24 protein-coding genes are annotated in these 16499 nt (G+C 36.8%); 1 reads left to right on the top strand and 23 read right to left on the bottom strand.

Features of this window, described 5'->3' with window-relative positions:
• Position 1: 1 nt before the first annotated feature.
• From AC3RVF_RS07325 to AC3RVF_RS07215, 23 genes are all read right to left on the bottom strand, one after another.
• Positions 2 to 295, bottom strand: coding sequence for a phosphoribosylpyrophosphate synthetase (locus tag AC3RVF_RS07325; protein WP_489689588.1), 294 nt, complete (start codon positions 293 to 295; stop codon positions 2 to 4).
• Positions 296 to 301: 6 nt separating this feature from the next.
• Complete coding sequence (locus AC3RVF_RS07320) at positions 302 to 946, bottom strand: hypothetical protein (RefSeq protein WP_489693092.1); 645 nt, start codon at positions 944 to 946, stop codon at positions 302 to 304.
• Positions 943 to 1836 carry a ribose-phosphate pyrophosphokinase gene (locus AC3RVF_RS07315; RefSeq protein ID WP_489693091.1) on the bottom strand — a complete coding sequence of 298 codons (894 nt, stop codon included), beginning with the start codon at positions 1834 to 1836 and terminating at the stop codon, positions 943 to 945. The genes AC3RVF_RS07320 and AC3RVF_RS07315 overlap by 4 nt, the downstream gene beginning before the upstream one ends.
• A gap of 99 nt (positions 1837 to 1935) precedes the next feature.
• Positions 1936 to 3438, bottom strand: coding sequence for a thymidine phosphorylase family protein (locus AC3RVF_RS07310; protein ID WP_489689591.1), 1503 nt, complete (start codon positions 3436 to 3438; stop codon positions 1936 to 1938).
• A gap of 27 nt (positions 3439 to 3465) precedes the next feature.
• Positions 3466 to 4842: an MBL fold metallo-hydrolase RNA specificity domain-containing protein gene (locus AC3RVF_RS07305; RefSeq protein ID WP_489689592.1), complete on the bottom strand. Its 1377-nt coding sequence runs from the start codon at positions 4840 to 4842 to the stop codon at positions 3466 to 3468.
• A 15-nt stretch (positions 4843 to 4857) separates the two neighbouring features.
• On the bottom strand, positions 4858 to 5112 hold the full coding sequence (locus AC3RVF_RS07300) for a hypothetical protein (protein ID WP_489689593.1): 255 nt from the start codon (positions 5110 to 5112) through the stop codon (positions 4858 to 4860).
• Positions 5113 to 5154: 42 nt separating this feature from the next.
• Complete coding sequence (locus AC3RVF_RS07295; protein WP_489689594.1) at positions 5155 to 5997, bottom strand: restriction endonuclease; 843 nt, start codon at positions 5995 to 5997, stop codon at positions 5155 to 5157.
• Between the two features lie 2 nt (positions 5998 to 5999).
• Complete coding sequence (locus AC3RVF_RS07290) at positions 6000 to 6830, bottom strand: universal stress protein (protein ID WP_489689595.1); 831 nt, start codon at positions 6828 to 6830, stop codon at positions 6000 to 6002.
• Between the two features lie 51 nt (positions 6831 to 6881).
• Positions 6882 to 7943: a class I fructose-bisphosphate aldolase gene (locus AC3RVF_RS07285; protein ID WP_489689596.1), complete on the bottom strand. Its 1062-nt coding sequence runs from the start codon at positions 7941 to 7943 to the stop codon at positions 6882 to 6884.
• An 11-nt stretch (positions 7944 to 7954) separates the two neighbouring features.
• Positions 7955 to 8968 (bottom strand): type II glyceraldehyde-3-phosphate dehydrogenase, encoded by a 1014-nt coding sequence (locus tag AC3RVF_RS07280; RefSeq protein WP_489693090.1) that lies wholly within the window; start codon positions 8966 to 8968, stop codon positions 7955 to 7957.
• Positions 8969 to 9094: 126 nt separating this feature from the next.
• Entirely contained in the window at positions 9095 to 9349 is a 255-nt protein-coding gene (locus AC3RVF_RS07275) for a heavy-metal-associated domain-containing protein (protein ID WP_489689598.1), read from the bottom strand.
• Positions 9350 to 9361: 12 nt separating this feature from the next.
• Positions 9362 to 10711, bottom strand: a complete 1350-nt coding sequence (locus AC3RVF_RS07270) for an APC family permease (protein WP_489689599.1) — start codon at positions 10709 to 10711, stop codon at positions 9362 to 9364.
• 265 nt (positions 10712 to 10976) lie between these two features.
• Positions 10977 to 11255 carry a DUF5676 family membrane protein gene (locus AC3RVF_RS07265; protein ID WP_489689601.1) on the bottom strand — a complete coding sequence of 93 codons (279 nt, stop codon included), beginning with the start codon at positions 11253 to 11255 and terminating at the stop codon, positions 10977 to 10979.
• Positions 11256 to 11272: 17 nt separating this feature from the next.
• Entirely contained in the window at positions 11273 to 11491 is a 219-nt protein-coding gene (locus AC3RVF_RS07260) for an SHOCT domain-containing protein (RefSeq protein ID WP_489689602.1), read from the bottom strand.
• Between the two features lie 19 nt (positions 11492 to 11510).
• Positions 11511 to 11729: a heavy-metal-associated domain-containing protein gene (locus AC3RVF_RS07255; protein WP_489689603.1), complete on the bottom strand. Its 219-nt coding sequence runs from the start codon at positions 11727 to 11729 to the stop codon at positions 11511 to 11513.
• Between the two features lie 9 nt (positions 11730 to 11738).
• Positions 11739 to 11978 (bottom strand): hypothetical protein, encoded by a 240-nt coding sequence (locus AC3RVF_RS07250; RefSeq protein WP_489689604.1) that lies wholly within the window; start codon positions 11976 to 11978, stop codon positions 11739 to 11741.
• Positions 11979 to 11982: 4 nt separating this feature from the next.
• Positions 11983 to 12174 (bottom strand): SHOCT domain-containing protein, encoded by a 192-nt coding sequence (locus AC3RVF_RS07245; RefSeq protein ID WP_489689605.1) that lies wholly within the window; start codon positions 12172 to 12174, stop codon positions 11983 to 11985.
• Positions 12175 to 12179: 5 nt separating this feature from the next.
• The gene (locus tag AC3RVF_RS07240) at positions 12180 to 12716 is read right to left on the bottom strand and encodes a hypothetical protein (protein ID WP_489689606.1); all 537 of its coding nucleotides are present in this window, start codon (positions 12714 to 12716) and stop codon (positions 12180 to 12182) included.
• A gap of 310 nt (positions 12717 to 13026) precedes the next feature.
• Positions 13027 to 13707 carry a rhodanese-like domain-containing protein gene (locus AC3RVF_RS07235; RefSeq protein ID WP_489689607.1) on the bottom strand — a complete coding sequence of 227 codons (681 nt, stop codon included), beginning with the start codon at positions 13705 to 13707 and terminating at the stop codon, positions 13027 to 13029.
• 78 nt (positions 13708 to 13785) lie between these two features.
• Complete coding sequence (locus tag AC3RVF_RS07230; protein ID WP_489689608.1) at positions 13786 to 13908, bottom strand: hypothetical protein; 123 nt, start codon at positions 13906 to 13908, stop codon at positions 13786 to 13788.
• A gap of 46 nt (positions 13909 to 13954) precedes the next feature.
• Positions 13955 to 14437, bottom strand: coding sequence for a hypothetical protein (locus AC3RVF_RS07225; RefSeq protein WP_489693089.1), 483 nt, complete (start codon positions 14435 to 14437; stop codon positions 13955 to 13957).
• Positions 14438 to 14512: 75 nt separating this feature from the next.
• Positions 14513 to 15094: a helix-turn-helix domain-containing protein gene (locus AC3RVF_RS07220; RefSeq protein WP_489689611.1), complete on the bottom strand. Its 582-nt coding sequence runs from the start codon at positions 15092 to 15094 to the stop codon at positions 14513 to 14515.
• 190 nt (positions 15095 to 15284) lie between these two features.
• Positions 15285 to 15707: an HYC_CC_PP family protein gene (locus AC3RVF_RS07215; protein ID WP_489689612.1), complete on the bottom strand. Its 423-nt coding sequence runs from the start codon at positions 15705 to 15707 to the stop codon at positions 15285 to 15287.
• Between the two features lie 283 nt (positions 15708 to 15990).
• Between AC3RVF_RS07215 and AC3RVF_RS07210 the strand changes: the two genes are divergently transcribed.
• Positions 15991 to 16407 carry an HYC_CC_PP family protein gene (locus AC3RVF_RS07210; protein WP_489689613.1) on the top strand — a complete coding sequence of 139 codons (417 nt, stop codon included), beginning with the start codon at positions 15991 to 15993 and terminating at the stop codon, positions 16405 to 16407.
• Positions 16408 to 16499 lie beyond the last annotated feature (92 nt).

The following is a 16499-nucleotide window of genomic DNA, read 5'->3' as shown; positions in this document are numbered from 1 at the left end:
GTTATCGTAATTTTTTCCGCATTGCTTCTGAAATGTTTTCTGCATACACTCCGTAGGCATCTACCAAAAGTCCTTTAACTCCGTCTTTGGAAGATATAGCATAAAGAATGCTATTGTCATCGGTACTGCTCATTCCTTCAAAGCGATAGGTTTTATCTACTTTAAAATCTTCAGGATGAATCTCAATTTTCAGCGAAGCACATTTCAAACATTCAGGCGTTAAATTGAAGTCATAGGGATATTCGTTTGCCTGTAAATCGTTAATAGCTTCTGAAAGTGTATCGTAATTCTTCATTTGTTTTTATTTATAGTTCATTGTAAAATAACTACCATCGGCTTCGGTAAATTTCTGAAAGTTCAATAAACCTTTTTCATTTAATTTCTCGTTAACGGTATAGTTGAGTTGTTTAATCCGAATTCCCCACGCATAGGCCTTAATATTGATTTTTGATTTAATGTTGTTTTTGTTATCGTCCAATTTTCTCTCGTAAATTTTGATACTGCTTTTTGAACCAAAAAAATTCAATAAGCCCGAATCAAAACTCATTTCTAGTTCTATATCCTCTAGATTATCTAAATCGTACAATTCTTTAAAATTTGTGGAAGTGGTGTTAATTTCGGTCTCTAGTGATTTTGGATCTGAAAACGGAAATGCCATTACCATTATACTGGCTTCATCTGGTTTACAGCGATAGGTTGTTGTGTATTTGTCGGTAGATTTTTTGTTTTTGTCAAACAGCTCTGTGATTACTTCAATTTCATAATATCCATTTTTAGCGATAACTTTTCCAGATTCAAAAGTTTGTTTGTTGAGAAAAGCACCTTTTTCATCAAAATTCTCGCGAACCACAAACCTCCCTGAAATCTGCCCAATAAGCATTTCGGTTTGGCTATTCACTGTGATACTGAATAGGATAAAAATTAATATAATCCCTTTAATTCTCATATATGGTGCATTAGGCTTTTGACTTCTTTTGCCATTATATCACTCAAATCAATAGCATTTGAAGGATGGGGAATGGTGTTACAGGTTACTATTTTTTCTACACCGGAATCCAACAAATCCTGATAGGCATTGCCCGAAAAAACTGCGTGAATACCAACACAAATCGGTGGTTTCATCCCTGCTTTTTTTAGGTGTTTCACAGTTTCAATCATTGTACGTGCGGTAGAAATAATATCATCTACCAAAATAGGTGTGGCATCTTTGTATTTATCTACATCTGGAACCGAGACTTCCACATCACGGTCACCGTGACGCACTTTTTGCAATACCGTAAATGGTACTCCAGCATTTTTGGCAACTTCCGATACCCATTGCTCACTTTCAGAATCGGGACCGATAAGAACTGGATTTTCAACATTTTCCTTTATCCATTCTGAAATAGCATTGGCTGAGTGAATGACTTTATTTGGGATTTGATAGACTTCGCCCAAAGAGCTTATTCTGTGCAAATGCGGATCAACCGTGGTAATGCTATCGGCAAATCCGGAAATCAATTTTCCAAAGAAGCCAGAGGTTACACCTTCCCCTTCATTAAATACTTTGTCCTGCCGCATATAGGCGAGATATGGTGCTACTAAACAAGTACACATCGCTCCGAGCGATTTTGCAGTATGGCTCAAAAAATAGAGCGGTAATAGTTTTTCGTCTGGTTCGTGCAGGGTGCAGACCAGTACTACACATTTATCCTTTACATCGGATAATATACGTGTGTAAGATTCTCCATCAGGGAAGTTGCGCAAAGAAGCTTTGCCCACTTCGGCATCCATTTTCGTTGCCAAAAGTTCAGTGAGCTTTTCATTTCCGGGAAGACTGAATAAAATTGTTTTCATCTGTTTATATTTATTTGTTTTTTATAGGTCAGATTGAATACCCTGTTAATCATATCGGTTGGTTTGCAAATTGTTAATAGGCATTTCATAGTATATTTTTTAAATTATGGTTATAATATCGTTGTGGTTATTTTTATACTCCATTGCATAGTTAAGTTCACCTTTGGATTCTGCGTACAGGGTATATAGTAATTGGTTCTCTTCAATTTGTTCTCCTAAATGAGCATTTAAAAGGATTCCTGCGGATTTAGATTTAGGTGCTCCTGAAAGTTTGGCGAGTTTTGCAATCTTTCTGTTATTGATTCTTTCTAAAACTCCTGACTTTTCCGCTTTAATTTCAACTTTATAGGGTGCCAAAACCGGTAGTGTAAAACGACCCTGTGCTTTGCAAATGGCGATAAATTTTTCATAAGCCTTACCCGATTTAAGTAATTCTTCGGCGGTTTGCGTTCCTTTTCCTATTTCCACTTTCCCCGAAAGCTCCAAAAGTTCGCCAGCCAAAAGCAACGCCCTTTCCTTTAAATCGTTTGGTGCATCAGCTTCATTTTTTAGAACCTTTAATATATCGATGGCTTCTAATGTGGGACCAATTCCTTTACCAACAGGCTGCGTACCATCAGTAATAATAACTTTCACTTTTAGACCAACAGCTTTGCCCACGGTTTCCATATGTTCTTTTAATTGGTTTGCTTTTTCGGTACTGCGTACCTTGGCGGTTTCCCCCACAGGAATATCAATAACAACGTGTGTGGATCCTGCCGCAGCTTTTTTTGAAAGCACCGAGGCAATTAATTGTCCTTCACTATCAATATCTAAGGCTTTTTCAATTTTTATGAGGACATCATCAGCAGGACTTAATTGCGCCGTGCCGCCCCACACAATGCAACCACCTTCACTTTCTACCACATTTTTTATTTCTTCTATAGAAAGTGTCACATTGGTCAGTACTTCCATAGTATCTGCTGTGCCTGCTGGCGAAGTGATGGCACGGGAAGATGTTTTTGGCATCGTAAGCCCATAAGCGGCAACGATGGCAACTATCAATGGCGTTGTTCTATTGCCAGGTAATCCACCAATACAATGCTTGTCTACTACGATTTCTTTGTTCCAATTCAATTGTTTGCCAGAAGCAATCATAGCTTTCGTGAGGTCGGATATTTCATTGATATCCAATCGGTCTCCTGCGCAGGCTGTAATAAATGCCGAAAGGTGGATGTTGGAATAATCGCCTTCAACGATATCGGTAATTATTTCGTTAAAGGCTTTGTAATCGAGCTTTTGATTATAGATTTTGGCCCTAACGTGGCCTAACGATTCAATAGGCTCCAAATGTGAAACATATAAGGTGTCATTTGGGGAAACATTCAGTTTTTTTGCAGCAGCATCCGATAGTCCAATTTCATTGAGTGACAGAATATCTGAATTTAAAACATTAAGACTTGCTACGATTGAGGTACTTGCATTGGATATTCTAATTCGGGTAAGTGCCTCAAAACCTTCTGAAATACAGACGTGGCAATCTTCGCGCATATACACCACGTTCTCATTTTGGGTATAAATGCCGAGATGTTTGTATTTTAATATGTTTGAATTTTGTTTCATATTTTCTTGATTATTAAAATTTTGTAACTAATCTATTTCTTCAATGTTGTATAGTTGTGGGATTTCAGAATCCCAACCATAGGTTTCTTTGATACCTTTTTGAACGGCTTCTGCGCCTTCTTTCTCGCCGTGTATAATAAATATCCGTTCGGGTTTATTTTTTATCTTACTCATCCAATCCATAAGTTCGGCGTGGTCTGCGTGTGCTGACAGGCCTTGAATCTCAGCTACCTCCATATTAAATGGCACCCATTTTCCATACACTTTTAATTCTTTATCGCCTTCCAGTAATTTTCTACCACGGGTTCCTTCAGCTTGATAACCCACAAAAAGTAACGTGTTATTTGGGTTTTGCGCTTGGGTTTCCAGATAATTGAGCATTCTGCCTCCTGTAAGCATTCCGCTTCCTGCAATCACAATTTTTGGTTTGTTATCTGTTCGCAATTCCATAGTTTCACGATAGCTGCTAACGACCGTAAAGTGCGAACACATTTCATCGCATTCATTGTCTTCTAGTCTGTGCCAATCCCTTGTGCGGTGGAATAGCTCTAAAACACTAGCGCCCATTGGGCTATCCATAATCATCTGTACTTTGGGTATTTTGTTTTCTTTTAGCAACTTCCATAATATAAGCATAATCAACTGCGCGCGCTCTACCGAGAAACTTGGAATAAATAGGCTACCCCCTCTGTTTATGGTTTCATTGACCAGTTTTTCAATCTCTGGAACTGCTTCTGCCTCTTCGGGATGGAACCTTCCGCCATAGGTGGATTCTATAAAAAGGACATCGGCTTTTTTTGGTCTTAGCGGCGGATAGAGCAATAAATCATTCGTTCTTCCTATATCTCCTGAAAAAACAAAGCGTTTTCCGTGGACGTCTAATTCGATGTAAGTTGCGCCGAGAATATGTCCGTTATATTGAAATCGAGCTCTTATGCCATCAAACAATGGAATCCATTGTGCTTGCGGAATGCCCTTAAAATGTGGAATGGTTTTTTCTACATCCTTCAAATCGTAAAGTGGTTCAGCAGGACTGTGTTTAGAATAGCCTTCTTTGTTGGCACGTTCGGCTTCCTGTTCCTGGATTTTGCCACTATCATTAAGTATGATTTTTGCGATGTCCAACGTTGGATTGGTGCCATAAATTGGGCCGTTAAAACCTTGTTTGACCAGTCTTGGTAAATATCCTGTGTGGTCCAAATGGCCGTGTGTAAGCAAGACGATATCAATTTCTGAAACTTCCACAGGTGGATATTCCCAGTTTTTAAGGCGTAATTCTTTCAACCCTTGAAAAAGTCCGCAATCTATCAGTATTTTTTTGTCTCCTGTGTCCACAAGATATTTTGAGCCGGTTACTGTACCTGCTGCGCCCAAAAAGTGGATGTTTATTTTATTGTTTTTCATTTTTATAGTATTTGTTTAGTGTCCACTACAACAAGATGTCGTGTTTCCTTTGTCTTGGCTAGATTCGCTCATATCGGCTATTTCATTGTATAGATTACGGGAATCTTCTTTGATAAAAAGCGCCAGTTTCTTTATGGATTTGGGTTCAAAATTTACCATCCCCAACAATATTTCAAGGGCTTCTTCAAGTCGTTTTGGGGCATCTTCCAATGCTTGGTAAAATGGTTCGAAATCTATGCTGTTCTGTTGTTTCAATTCTTCAGTTTTCATAACTTTTGTTTTTAGGATTGCTAAGCTTTTAAACTTTAATAGTTAAGTGATTTTACATAGCGCTTCTGAATCTTCTAAAATCTTTTTGTGTCTTTTTTTACTAATTCCTATTTGGTTTAATAGCACTGGGTTTTCGTGAAGCTCTTTGCAGAGCACAATGCCTTTATCTAATAGTTTTGTTTTTTCGGCTTTGGTGAGAGTTGTTAAGGCGGTTAGTGGGTGGAAGCCAGATTTATCTATTCGTTCTTTAAGCCCATTTCCCTTTGGATAATTCCAACTAGTCATTAACATTCCCACACATTTTCCGTATTTTATCGCATCTGTTGTAAAACGAGTGTTAGTGTAAACACCTCCTTTATGAAGTTTAGTTTCGTGGTCTTTTTGATGTTCCCACTTCGCTTTAACATCCAAAAATCTAGACTGGATATAGAGCGGGATTTTCACATTACAAGTCCTTCCTTGGTCGCTATGATATTTACATTCAATCATATAATGTTTGTTATCTTTTTGCGCTATCACATCTACTTCGTGCTGTACACAATTACCCTGTACAATCACACCAACTTTTGTTGTATATCCTTCGTGCGCAAATAGTTTGCCCACTAGATTTTCGAAAGGAAAACCCGTTGGGCCCAGTTCCATCAAGGCTTTTTTGAGTTTGTATTTTGAAGCACTTACTCTCGATTTGCTCTTTAGCATTTTAAATGCCAATCGATAGATTTTTTTAGTGGTAATTCCTTCTTCGAGTTGCTCTTGTACCTTACGGGCTATATCCTGAACAATGTCTTCCTCTGCTTTTGAACGGCGTAAGGAGTTGATGAGTTTGTTGACATCAAAGGCCTGAAGCTCACCGGAATACTTTGTTATTAAGACTGATTTATTCATCGTTATACTTTAATGGTCATCACAGGCAATTCGGAATGATTGGTTACACCTTCAGCTATACTTTTGGAGAACAGGCTTAAAAAACCAGTACGTCCGCTGGTACACATAGCAATCAAATCGGCATTTTTGTACTGTAGGAAATTGTTTATGCCGGTTTCCACGTCAGGCTCATTATATACATTCATTGAATATTTATCCACATCGGGGAATTTTTTCAGGAACTCCTTGATGGGGTTTAAACCTTGTCCAATACTATTAAAGTCTGTGTCAGTATTGACTCTCAATAAATGGATATTCGCGCCGCATTTATCAGCTATCGAAATAACCTTCTTAAAGGCTTGGTTCACATCTTGAAGAAAATCTGAAACAAATACGATATCCTTGAAAGGAAAGGATACTTCTTGATCCTTAACTACGATTACTGGGACATCAGATTTTCTTACAATTTTATCTACGTTGCTTCCTAGTAACTCACGTACTCCGCCTCTCGCACCACTACTTCCAGTAACTATAAAATCGTGGTGGAAATGACCAGAATGTTTTAGGATATTTTCCTGTCCGACATCAAATGTCAAAAAGGTTCTGCATTCAAGTCCTTCACGTTCCGCTGCTTTTTCCAGTTCGCGTAAAGCTGCTTTAGCGCTCCCAATTTGCTTCACTGTTTCGGGATACTGCATTTCTTTTTGTTTATCCAGCTTTACCCAGTCAACAGGAGTCTTCATCAAATGAAAAAAATGGATTTCGGAATTATAAAGCTTAGCTAATTTAATTCCGAGTTCTGCAGCTTTATTGCAGTTTTCTGAAAAGTCTGTAGGTACGAGTATGTTTTTCATAGTTTATTGATTTTTAGGCGTTCTGCGATTCTTATTTTTTTTAGATTATTATTAGGCTACTGTGATGCTATCTTCAAGGTATACCTGTTGCACCGTTTGCAATAATTCAATTCCTTTACTAAAAGGTTTTTGAAATGCTTTTCTTCCCATAATTAACCCAGAGCCACCAGCTCTTTTATTGATGACAGCCGTTGTCACCGCTTCGGTGAAATCTGATTCACCTTTAGATCCTCCTCCAGAATTGATTAACCCTATTTTTCCCATATAGCAATTAGCAACTTGCAGCCTGCATAGGTCAATGGGATGGTCTGTGGTAAGCGATTTGTACATTTCATCATCATATTTTCCAAACCCGATTTCTTTGAAGCCGAAATTATTGGTTGGTAATTTTTGTTTGATGATATCTGCCTGAATGGTTACGCCCAAATGATTTGCTTGCCCTGTTAAATCGGCAGCCGCGTTATAATTTTCTTTTTCAGTTTTGAAGGCTTCGTTACGCAAATAGCACCATAATATTGTAACCATTCCTAGATTGTGTGCCTCTTCAAAGGCTTCAGCTATTTCTTTAAGCTGTCTGTTGCTTTCTTTTGAACCAAAATAAATGGTGGCACCTACTGCAACTGCTCCCATATCCCAAGCCGCTTTTACCTTGCCAAATAGGGTTTGGTCATATTTAGTGGGATAGGTGAGGAGCTCGTTATGGTTGATCTTTACTATAAATGGTATTTTATGAGCGTATTTTCGGGCGTTCAATCCCAACACACCAAATGTTGACGCCACACCATTGCAGCCAGCTTCAGTAGCGAGTTTTATAATGTTTTCTGGGTCAAAATAATCTGGGTTTTTATAGAATGAAAAGGCTGCGCTATGCTCAATGCATTGATCTACAGGAAGAATACTTAAATATCCAGTGCCTCCCAGATTTCCGTGATTGTATAATTGTGCAAGACTTCGTAGTACCTGCGGATTTCTGTTGCTGTTGACAAATACCTCGTCAAGAGAATTCTTGCTAGGGGTTTGCAATTCATCTTTCGTTATTTTTTCACAAACGTGATTCAAATAGAAAGATGCTTTTTCTCCTAAGATTTCTGATATATTTTTCTCTGTTTTCATTTCAATAAAGATTAATGTATTCCTAAACTTGCATTGGTTTTTGAAATTGACTTTGCTCCATCCATTTCAATTCCAGTGAGTGCGCGAATGGCATCGATAGTTTCAGGTATAACAATAGCTTGGTTATCCACTACATAGGCATAGAACAGTTCGTCGCCTACTACTTTCAGCATATCTTCCCAAAGGGCAACTTCATACATATCGCCCCAAGGCCTGCCCATATCCAAAAACATTTCCTTAATGGTATTGTTGGAAACCAAACCTTGGTCATATTGAATGAGTTTAATACGGCTGGAGGTTTTAAAAGCCTTTAGTACTTCTTCCTTTGTGGTTTGTTTTTTCAATTTCACGTTCCAGTAATGCAAATGGCTTAAGGTTTCAGGTACTTTTATTGCGGAAGTGATTACATCCAAATCTGGATCGACACTTTGGGCATCAGGACCTTGATGGCTCGGAATATCTCTTTCGGGAACCATTGTGTTCATAATGCCTCCTAAATGACTTTCCCAAGGATCTGTAGCTCTTCTTAAAAGTGTACCTCTAGCATAATCTAATAATTCAGCTCTTTTTAAAGCGGTTAAAGTTCTTAAGATAGAAGTGGTATTACAGGAAACAACCCTTGTAGCATCTATATTTATAGCGGATTGATAATTGTTTTCGGCACTAAAGGAATGGCCTGTGGTTTCGTGTTTTTCGCCACCTTGAACAATAAATTTAATTTCTTTTTCTTTATATATTTTTACATTTTGAGCCGCTATTTTTTTAGGCGTGCAGTCCACGACGAGGTCTGATTTGTTTAAAAGTTCCTGCATATTGCCTTTTACTGAAATCCCTTCGGACTTCATTTTATCAGCGGCTTCTTGAGTAGCTGCGTAGATGTTATAATTCTTTCTTACGGCATTTTGAATGCGCCAATCGCTGATAATATCGCACACTCCCACAAGTTTCATATCGTCTTGTAGATTGATGGCATCGGCCACTCTTTTTCCAATGACACCGTAGCCGATAACTGCTATATTTTTCATTTGTTCTTTATTTTAATTAACTAAAATCTATGTTATTGTTTAAATATGTTTTTCTGATGGGTTTCAATTTTAAGGCATAAATAACGGCCTCCATCAATAAGAGGCCGAAGTTTCCAGAACTGACGGTTATCCACAACATCCACCACCAGATTTTTTTGGTTTATTTGTCTCTTGAGTTCCTACAATTCCATAATTGCCTGCTTTTGATAGTACTGCCTGTAATTGTGCCGTACTTATAGCGCTATCTGCTTGAATCACTGCTTGTGGTGGTGAAAGACTTACCGATACCGCTTTTACGCCTTCTATTTGACTCAAAGCTTTTTCAACGGTCCTAACACAACCGCCACAGGTCATTCCTTTAATTGCTACTTCTTGTTTCATAATCTTATATTTTTAATTGTTATTATTACTCGTAGTTTCCATTCCCATCGGCATATTTCCATCATCGTCTGTATGCGAAATCATAAATAGTCGTTCCGCAACAATTATTAAAATAATCCCGATAGCTGCAACGATAAGTACCAATGAGTCATTCAAGTATTTTAAATAAAGAAAGGCAGTGAGCACCGCGATATCCATTACTATGGCTATTAAGGGAATGAGAGGTTGAAATTTCACTTCTTTTCTTAGATGGCGGAAAAGCCCCCAGTGAATTGCAATGTCCATAATGAGATAAAATATAGCTCCTATAGAAGCAATCCTTGTTAAATCGAGTAGGGCAGTGAGTAAAATGGCAAGTGAAACCGTGAAGATGAGGGCGGGATTTTTAAAGTTCCCCATTCTTTTTAAGGAAGGTACTTGCTTCATATTGCTTAACATAGCCAACAGGCGCGATGATGAAAAAACACTGGCAATAACACCAGAAACTGTTGCTATTATTGCAATGCCAATGGTAAACCAAGTTCCCCATTCCCCAAAAACAGGTTTTGCGGCCGCCGCAAGGGCATAATCTTTTGCAGCAATAATTTCAGGAATGGTTAAGCCTCCGGCCACTGCCAAAGCCAGTGCTACATAAATGATCGTGCAGATTAGAATAGAAATAATGATGGATCGTCCCAAGTTTTTATGCGGGTTTTTAATATCCCCGCCCTGATTTGTAATGGTTGTAAACCCTTTATAAGCAAGAATTGCCAATGCCAGGGCAGCTACAAAGCCTAATCCCTGTGGCAATTCTTCGGTATTTTTTGGAATATAGTTTCCAGTAATATCTGCAAATCCGGAAACTATTAGACCAGCAATGGCAAGTATTGCTATACCCGCAACTTTAATAATTGCTGTAAAGGTGGCTGTTGTGCCAATTACCTTATTGCCTAAAATATTCACGATATATGCTGTTACCAAAAGCAGAATACCAAAAACCGATGCGTAACCGACAAAACTTTCCGGGAATAACCGAAGTGTATATGCTCCGAAAGTGCCTGCTACCAAGCTTTCTGAAACTACCATAGAGACATACATCAACAAAGAAAAAACTCCTGTTGTTGTTCCTGGACCGTAAGATTTATTTAAAAATTTGACGACCCCTCCAGAGGAAGGAAAAGCGTTTGAGAACTTTACATAGGAATAGGAACTAAAACCTACCACAATGGCACCAGCTATAAAAGCAATCGGGAATAAATCACCCACTAACTCTGCTATTTGCCCCATAAGGACAAATATGCCAGCGCCAATCATTACGCCTGTACCAAGAGATATGGAACCTATTAGGGAGAGCTTATTCTTTTGGTCTTTGCTTTTTTTCATAGTTAAATTATTTCTTCGTATTCTTAACTGAAGCTTTTGGTTTAAAATTTCTAATAATCACGCGATTGTTCTTTTCATAAGAGAAATAGCTTACCGCCCAATTAAAACCATCCATCAATCTATTTCTAAAACCGCTTATGGACATAAGTTTTTCACTTGTTTCATATTATACAACTTGGATTGTATGCATAAAAACTGTCCAACGTGTATGAATAATTACTGACCATACAAATTAACTATAGGGCATAGATGCTAACTAGCATTATTACTTTACAACCTTTATTTGAGCATTATAAAAAGCTGCTATGCACGCCCCAACCAACCAGCCCAGAATGAAAGTTTGAACGATACCAAAGAATGCTTCTAATAATGGAACGTCCATTCTGATGAGACTTGAAGTGTCCAAGCCGTGCAATAGGCTGTTGAAAAAGATAATTGTTCCTTCCTGTCCTGCTGTTGCCATTACAATCATACAGCCTAAATAAATTATGGCACCTGTAAGCCCGAAGGCAAAACCGAGTTTTTTTACATTTAATCGATACATAGTTTTATGTTTTTGTATTAGTCTTCTAATTTTAAAATCTTTTTCGATTCTTCAAATTCATCCTTGGATATTTCGCCTTTGGCAAAACGTTTTTTTAGAATATCCAGTGGGCTGTCTTTCTTTGTTTTTTGATATGGGATATCTGCCGGGATAAAGAATATCCAAACGATTAATATGATCCATATAATCCACCATATTAGGTGCATTCCCCAAAAACTTCCGTCGTAATAGTGCATAATTTATAGTTTTAAATTGTTATTGATTTATTATAGTTATTGTATATCCGTCAAGGTCGCTGAGCTGTTTTTGTAGCTCAGCTACCGAAAGAGCTTCTTTCATTGTGATAAGTGTAGCGCCTTTTGGCGTCAAGAAAATCTCGACTTCCTCAATATTGGGGTGTTCTTCTAAAGTCTTTTTGACCCTAGCGACACAACCGCCACAACCGATTACGTTTATTTGAAATTTTTGTGTCATTGTTTTTTTTTAATGATGATGACCCTTGTGTTCAGGGTCATTATCATTTCTTTTTCTATTTAAATTTTCATCAGACAGCCCGTGGGTATGGCCGCCGTGTTTCATTGGCATCAGTAAGTGAAAGGCAAACATCACTATGAATAAAGTAAATAGTGCCGTGCCACCTCCAATACCCAAGGAGGGGGCAAAGAATATAAATAGGAGTGGTAATCCACAACCCAGAACCATCCATAACCAGTGATTTTTCATAATTTTAGTTTTTAGGGTTCAACGTTCGTTTTTGTTCCTCATATTCTTCTTTGGATATTTCGCCCTTGGCGAATCGGTTGTCCAGAATATTCATAGGATTTTCTCTCTTCTCGCTATTTTGTTTATTTCTTCCATTGTATAGAAATACGCCAAATACAAGCACAACCGGTATCAGTATCCACCACCACATCATCATAATTATTAGTGTTTATGATTTTCTGAATTAGATTTTTTCTCTTTCATCTTTTCCATCATTTCTTCCATCATTTCAGGGTTGTCATTCATCATTTCCATCATCTTTGGTTTCATCTCCTTTTTCATCATTTCGTTGTTATGGATTTCATCCATCAGCATTTTACGACCCTTTTCACTCTCCATCATTTTATCGAGCATTTTGGATTGCATCTTTTGCATCATTTCCGGATTTTTTTCCATCATCATCTGCATATGGGATTGCATTTTTTCTTTCATTTCAGGGTTTTTTTCCATCATCATTTTCATATTTCCAGATTCCATCATTTGCATATGGTTCTGCATCATTATCTTTCTTGCTCCTGCATCTTGTTGTGCTAGGTCGATAAATTCGCTAAGTTGGCTTGGGGTCGCAATTATTTCTTGGTACACAGCGTTTCGATTAGCTTGAGTTTCCATTGTTTCAGTCGCATTAAACACTGATTTACAGCTAAATAATGTGCTTACTACTCCGATAATCATTAAGGTTTTTACAATTGTTTTCATTTTAATTTGAATTTAGATTAATACTCATTTATATAAAATTGTTGTTTATTCATTTTTTTGAATCAATGTCCCGTTTTATTTCTTCGTATTATTTTTTGGATATTTCGCCCTTGGCGGACCGGTTGTCGAGGATATCCATGAGATTTTGCCTCTTAACGGTATTTTATCTATTTCTTCCATTGTACAGATATACGCCCAATAGAAGCACAACCGGTATCAATATCCACCACCACATCATCATAATCGTATAGTTTTAATAGTTAATAATCCCAAAAATTCATTACCCAACTGGGAATAGTCATTACTACTTTCATAATTTTTGTACCGGAAGACCTAATGTAATCCAGTCATGCATTCCTCCCCTGTAATATAAAATTCTATCAGCAGGATAACCTGCATCCAAGAGGTTCTTTATAGCGCTTGATGACTGTGGGCATTGTGGCCCATTGCAAAAAAATATGCTGGGGTTGCTCTCGTCCAATTCCTCCATTCTTCCTACCAACTCGTCATAAGGAATATTTTTTGATCCTGGAATAGTTACTCCATCAGAGGTATCGGGTTTTCGCGCATCGATAATGGACAAATCCTTCATGTGGTGCTGATATACTTCTACCTCACCAACCGTATGCACGGTTTGTGCTGCCTTTATTGATTGAATACTGCCCCATGTTACATCAACTTCCACTAAGCCAGATTCTGTACCTATATTTTTGGGAATCATATGGTTCTTATCTCTTTTAGAGGTTCTAATCTCTGATATATCCCTATTTCTTGTCTTTAGATCATTTACTATATCTATTTCGGGCATACCAATGGATGCTACTTTTCCATCTACAATCAATAACGGTGAGTGTTTCAATTGATATTTTTCAAATATTTTGGGATGTTCTTCAAAATAATTTACTTTGTAGGGTAACCAAGCTTTTTGAAGCACTTTCTCAAGTGAAGGCCTATGTTGACAACTCTTGGTTGCTACTATTAAAATCTCCATAATAATTTTTCTTTATTTGATTTTAGTATTGAAAACTGTCTTAAATTTTATATCTCTAATATTTCGATGAATCGTGCACTATTTGTTATTTTTTCTGGAATTAAATATTATTACCATTAATACTATTAAAATTAGAGGTATGGCAATCCACCAGCCCATATGCATTCCCCAGTAATAGTGATCTTCGTTATTGTTCATCATAATTTTAAATTTTATCGATTAAACTTCAATATTTTCATCTTGTAACTCACTTTTTCATCTTATTCATTCCCTCCATATCTATTCCTTTTTCAGCCATCATCTTCTTGCACGACTCCATGCAATCTTCGCTCATCATACCTTCTTTGTGCATCATTTGCATCATAGCTCCCATCATTTTGCCATCATTCATCATTCCGTTCATCATTGATTGACGGCCTTCCATGTTGCCCATCATTCCCTGCATCATGTTTTTCATCATCATGCTATCTTTCATCATCATTTGCATTCCTTCTCCTTGCATCATAGAGCTCATCATTTTTTTGTTGCCCTGCATCATTTGCATGGCGTTTTCGTCGTTTTGCATATTTGCCATAAACTCTGTCATATAACCGTCATTCTCGGCAATGGCATTATAAACCTCTGTGCGGGATTCATGAGTTTCCATTAACGCTAGAGGATTTGTTTCTTGCATGCAACTGTTTAAGCTAAAAAGCCCAATAATCGATAAAATAATTGTTAGTGTTTTCATAGGTATTTGTTTTAAATTAATTGTTTAAAATTATTGGCTTTGCAGTATTATGCTCTGCATAACTTTCTTTCTTATCTATATAATTTCGTCATAGAAATTCCGTTTCCAGTTTTCCGTATTTTTATAGTCCGTCATACTTATACCCACTACTTCTTTAAACTGTCTGGACAAATGATTGACACTGCTATAATCCAATATATAGCCTATATCAGAAAATGAATATTGTTTAAGCTGAATTAGTTCTTTTACCTTTTCAATCTTTAGTTTTATAAAGTATTTCTCTATTGTGGTTTTTTCATACGCAGAAAATAGTTTGCTCAGTGCTTTATAATCCTTATGAAGACTTGATGCCAGAAGTTCGGATGTATTAACCTTAATATGTAATGGCAACTCTTGCAATTGTTCTATTAAAATAATCTTGATTCTCTCCGCGAGCATTTCTGCTTCATTCCGAACGATTTCAAAATCATTGGCGAGGATTACGGTTGTTACGGCATTGACAACTTCATCGTTGGTCTTTTTTGGTGCTTCTACTAACAAGTGTCCCAATTCCAGAGAAACTACGGTTACACCAAGTTGCTGTAATTCCTGCTGAATTACCTTTAAGCAGCGATTACAGACCATATTTTTAATCCAAAATTCTTTTGGCTTGCTCATAGTGTTTAATGTATTGCAGTCAGGTTTTAACCCAATAGTTTAAATTATTTGTAGCTAACAGGGTTAGCTCTGTACGGTTTTGATGAATAATGTACGGTGTAGTTGAAACAGGGTACAACAAATGTTAGCCAGAAGTAAAACTGTGGCTATAGAGGCAATGCAGATTAAATTCAATCTGCGATGTAGAAAATCAAATTAAAAAGGTCTCGTTGAGAATAATTATATCTGTAGAGAGCAGTGGTGGCCTGTAGGTTTGAAAGGAAATTATTTTATCTTCCAATCCCATAAAAAGATTGATATAACTATAAATGAAAGTATTTAAGAAAACCAGCGTTTCAGGTTCTGCTACGATATTGGATTTTTTGAAAGTGTCATCTCCTTTTTTGAATATGGACTGATTGCTACAACAATCTTTCTCTTGCAGGGTAGTACATTGTTTGGTAGGAATAACTGTTTCTTGAACTTTATCTTTACAGGTTTTGACCTCGCCCAGAATTGACATATCGACCAATTTATTACAGCAAAAATGCAGATCTACCTTAAAAGAAGAGGTAGAAAACAGTATGACTACTGCTAAAAAAAAGGACAATATTTTGGTAAAAAAAGATTTCACAGTTTAAATATTATTTGACAATCAAAATTATTTGAAAGTTTCAGAGTGCCTTTTATTCGAATCATTATCAAATATTTACATCTTAATGGCAAAATTAATCTAAGCGAAGATAATTTTAAAGTTAGAACAAAAATATGACCATTGTCATAAATAGTTATTGCTAATTAGATTTCATTTGCAATCATATTTAATGCATTGTAATTATACATTTGATAATTTCATAATTCTAATTATTTGTTAAATAAACGTTTTGATATAAGTTTTTCATAACTTTGTAACTATAATGAAAAAAGTTTTTCATAAAATAACGTCATTTTCTCTAGCACTTATCGTGCTACTATCAACTTTTTCATTTACTGTTGATAGCCATTATTGCGGCGATATTTTAGTGGATTCTTCTTTATTTGGTCACGTTGAAACTTGCGGCATGGAAATTCAGCAGCAATCTCCGTCATCGGAGTGCGACATTTCCAAAAAAGATTGTTGTAGTGATGAACAAGTTCTTGTTGAAGGCCAAGACACATTGAAAACGTCGTTCGACAAAATTGATAAAAACCAACAAATATTTGTTGCTGCTTTTATCCATACCTATATAAATTTATTTTTTGAATCTCAAGAAGATTTAAACTCATATAGAGATTATACTCCTCCTCCCTTGGTCAAGGATATTCAAGTTTTAGACCAAACTTTCCTTATTTGATTTTTAAGTAATTAGAACTGTAGTCCTGCATTAAATTGTTTTGGACAATTCTGCTTGTACATCACTTTTTAAACAAGATTTATAATTACTTA

The sequence above is a fragment of the Aequorivita sp. IT1183 genome (assembly GCF_058068265.1).
This window is presented reverse-complemented; position numbering and strand designations above follow the sequence as displayed.

Coding starts and splice junctions, on each gene's coding strand:
- AC3RVF_RS07260 (WP_489689602.1), bottom strand. CDS start 11,491: ATGCACTATTACGACGGAAGTTTTTGGGGAATGCACCTAATATGGTGG.
- AC3RVF_RS07300 (WP_489689593.1), bottom strand. CDS start 5,112: ATGAAAACTGAAGAATTGAAACAACAGAACAGCATAGATTTCGAACCA.
- AC3RVF_RS07250 (WP_489689604.1), bottom strand. CDS start 11,978: ATGAAAAATCACTGGTTATGGATGGTTCTGGGTTGTGGATTACCACTC.
- AC3RVF_RS07320 (WP_489693092.1), bottom strand. CDS start 946: ATGAGAATTAAAGGGATTATATTAATTTTTATCCTATTCAGTATCACA.
- AC3RVF_RS07325 (WP_489689588.1), bottom strand. CDS start 295: ATGAAGAATTACGATACACTTTCAGAAGCTATTAACGATTTACAGGCA.
- AC3RVF_RS07315 (WP_489693091.1), bottom strand. CDS start 1,836: ATGAAAACAATTTTATTCAGTCTTCCCGGAAATGAAAAGCTCACTGAA.
- AC3RVF_RS07290 (WP_489689595.1), bottom strand. CDS start 6,830: ATGAAAAACATACTCGTACCTACAGACTTTTCAGAAAACTGCAATAAA.
- AC3RVF_RS07285 (WP_489689596.1), bottom strand. CDS start 7,943: ATGAAAACAGAGAAAAATATATCAGAAATCTTAGGAGAAAAAGCATCT.
- AC3RVF_RS07220 (WP_489689611.1), bottom strand. CDS start 15,094: ATGAGCAAGCCAAAAGAATTTTGGATTAAAAATATGGTCTGTAATCGC.
- AC3RVF_RS07235 (WP_489689607.1), bottom strand. CDS start 13,707: ATGGAGATTTTAATAGTAGCAACCAAGAGTTGTCAACATAGGCCTTCA.
- AC3RVF_RS07310 (WP_489689591.1), bottom strand. CDS start 3,438: ATGAAACAAAATTCAAACATATTAAAATACAAACATCTCGGCATTTAT.
- AC3RVF_RS07275 (WP_489689598.1), bottom strand. CDS start 9,349: ATGAAACAAGAAGTAGCAATTAAAGGAATGACCTGTGGCGGTTGTGTT.
- AC3RVF_RS07305 (WP_489689592.1), bottom strand. CDS start 4,842: ATGAAAAACAATAAAATAAACATCCACTTTTTGGGCGCAGCAGGTACA.
- AC3RVF_RS07280 (WP_489693090.1), bottom strand. CDS start 8,968: ATGAAAAATATAGCAGTTATCGGCTACGGTGTCATTGGAAAAAGAGTG.
- AC3RVF_RS07225 (WP_489693089.1), bottom strand. CDS start 14,437: ATGAAAACACTAACAATTATTTTATCGATTATTGGGCTTTTTAGCTTA.
- AC3RVF_RS07265 (WP_489689601.1), bottom strand. CDS start 11,255: ATGTATCGATTAAATGTAAAAAAACTCGGTTTTGCCTTCGGGCTTACA.
- AC3RVF_RS07255 (WP_489689603.1), bottom strand. CDS start 11,729: ATGACACAAAAATTTCAAATAAACGTAATCGGTTGTGGCGGTTGTGTC.
- AC3RVF_RS07270 (WP_489689599.1), bottom strand. CDS start 10,711: ATGAAAAAAAGCAAAGACCAAAAGAATAAGCTCTCCCTAATAGGTTCC.
- AC3RVF_RS07230 (WP_489689608.1), bottom strand. CDS start 13,908: ATGATGAACAATAACGAAGATCACTATTACTGGGGAATGCATATGGGC.
- AC3RVF_RS07295 (WP_489689594.1), bottom strand. CDS start 5,997: ATGAATAAATCAGTCTTAATAACAAAGTATTCCGGTGAGCTTCAGGCC.
- AC3RVF_RS07240 (WP_489689606.1), bottom strand. CDS start 12,716: ATGAAAACAATTGTAAAAACCTTAATGATTATCGGAGTAGTAAGCACA.
- AC3RVF_RS07245 (WP_489689605.1), bottom strand. CDS start 12,174: ATGATGATGTGGTGGTGGATACTGATACCGGTTGTGCTTGTATTTGGC.
- AC3RVF_RS07210 (WP_489689613.1), top strand. CDS start 15,991: ATGAAAAAAGTTTTTCATAAAATAACGTCATTTTCTCTAGCACTTATC.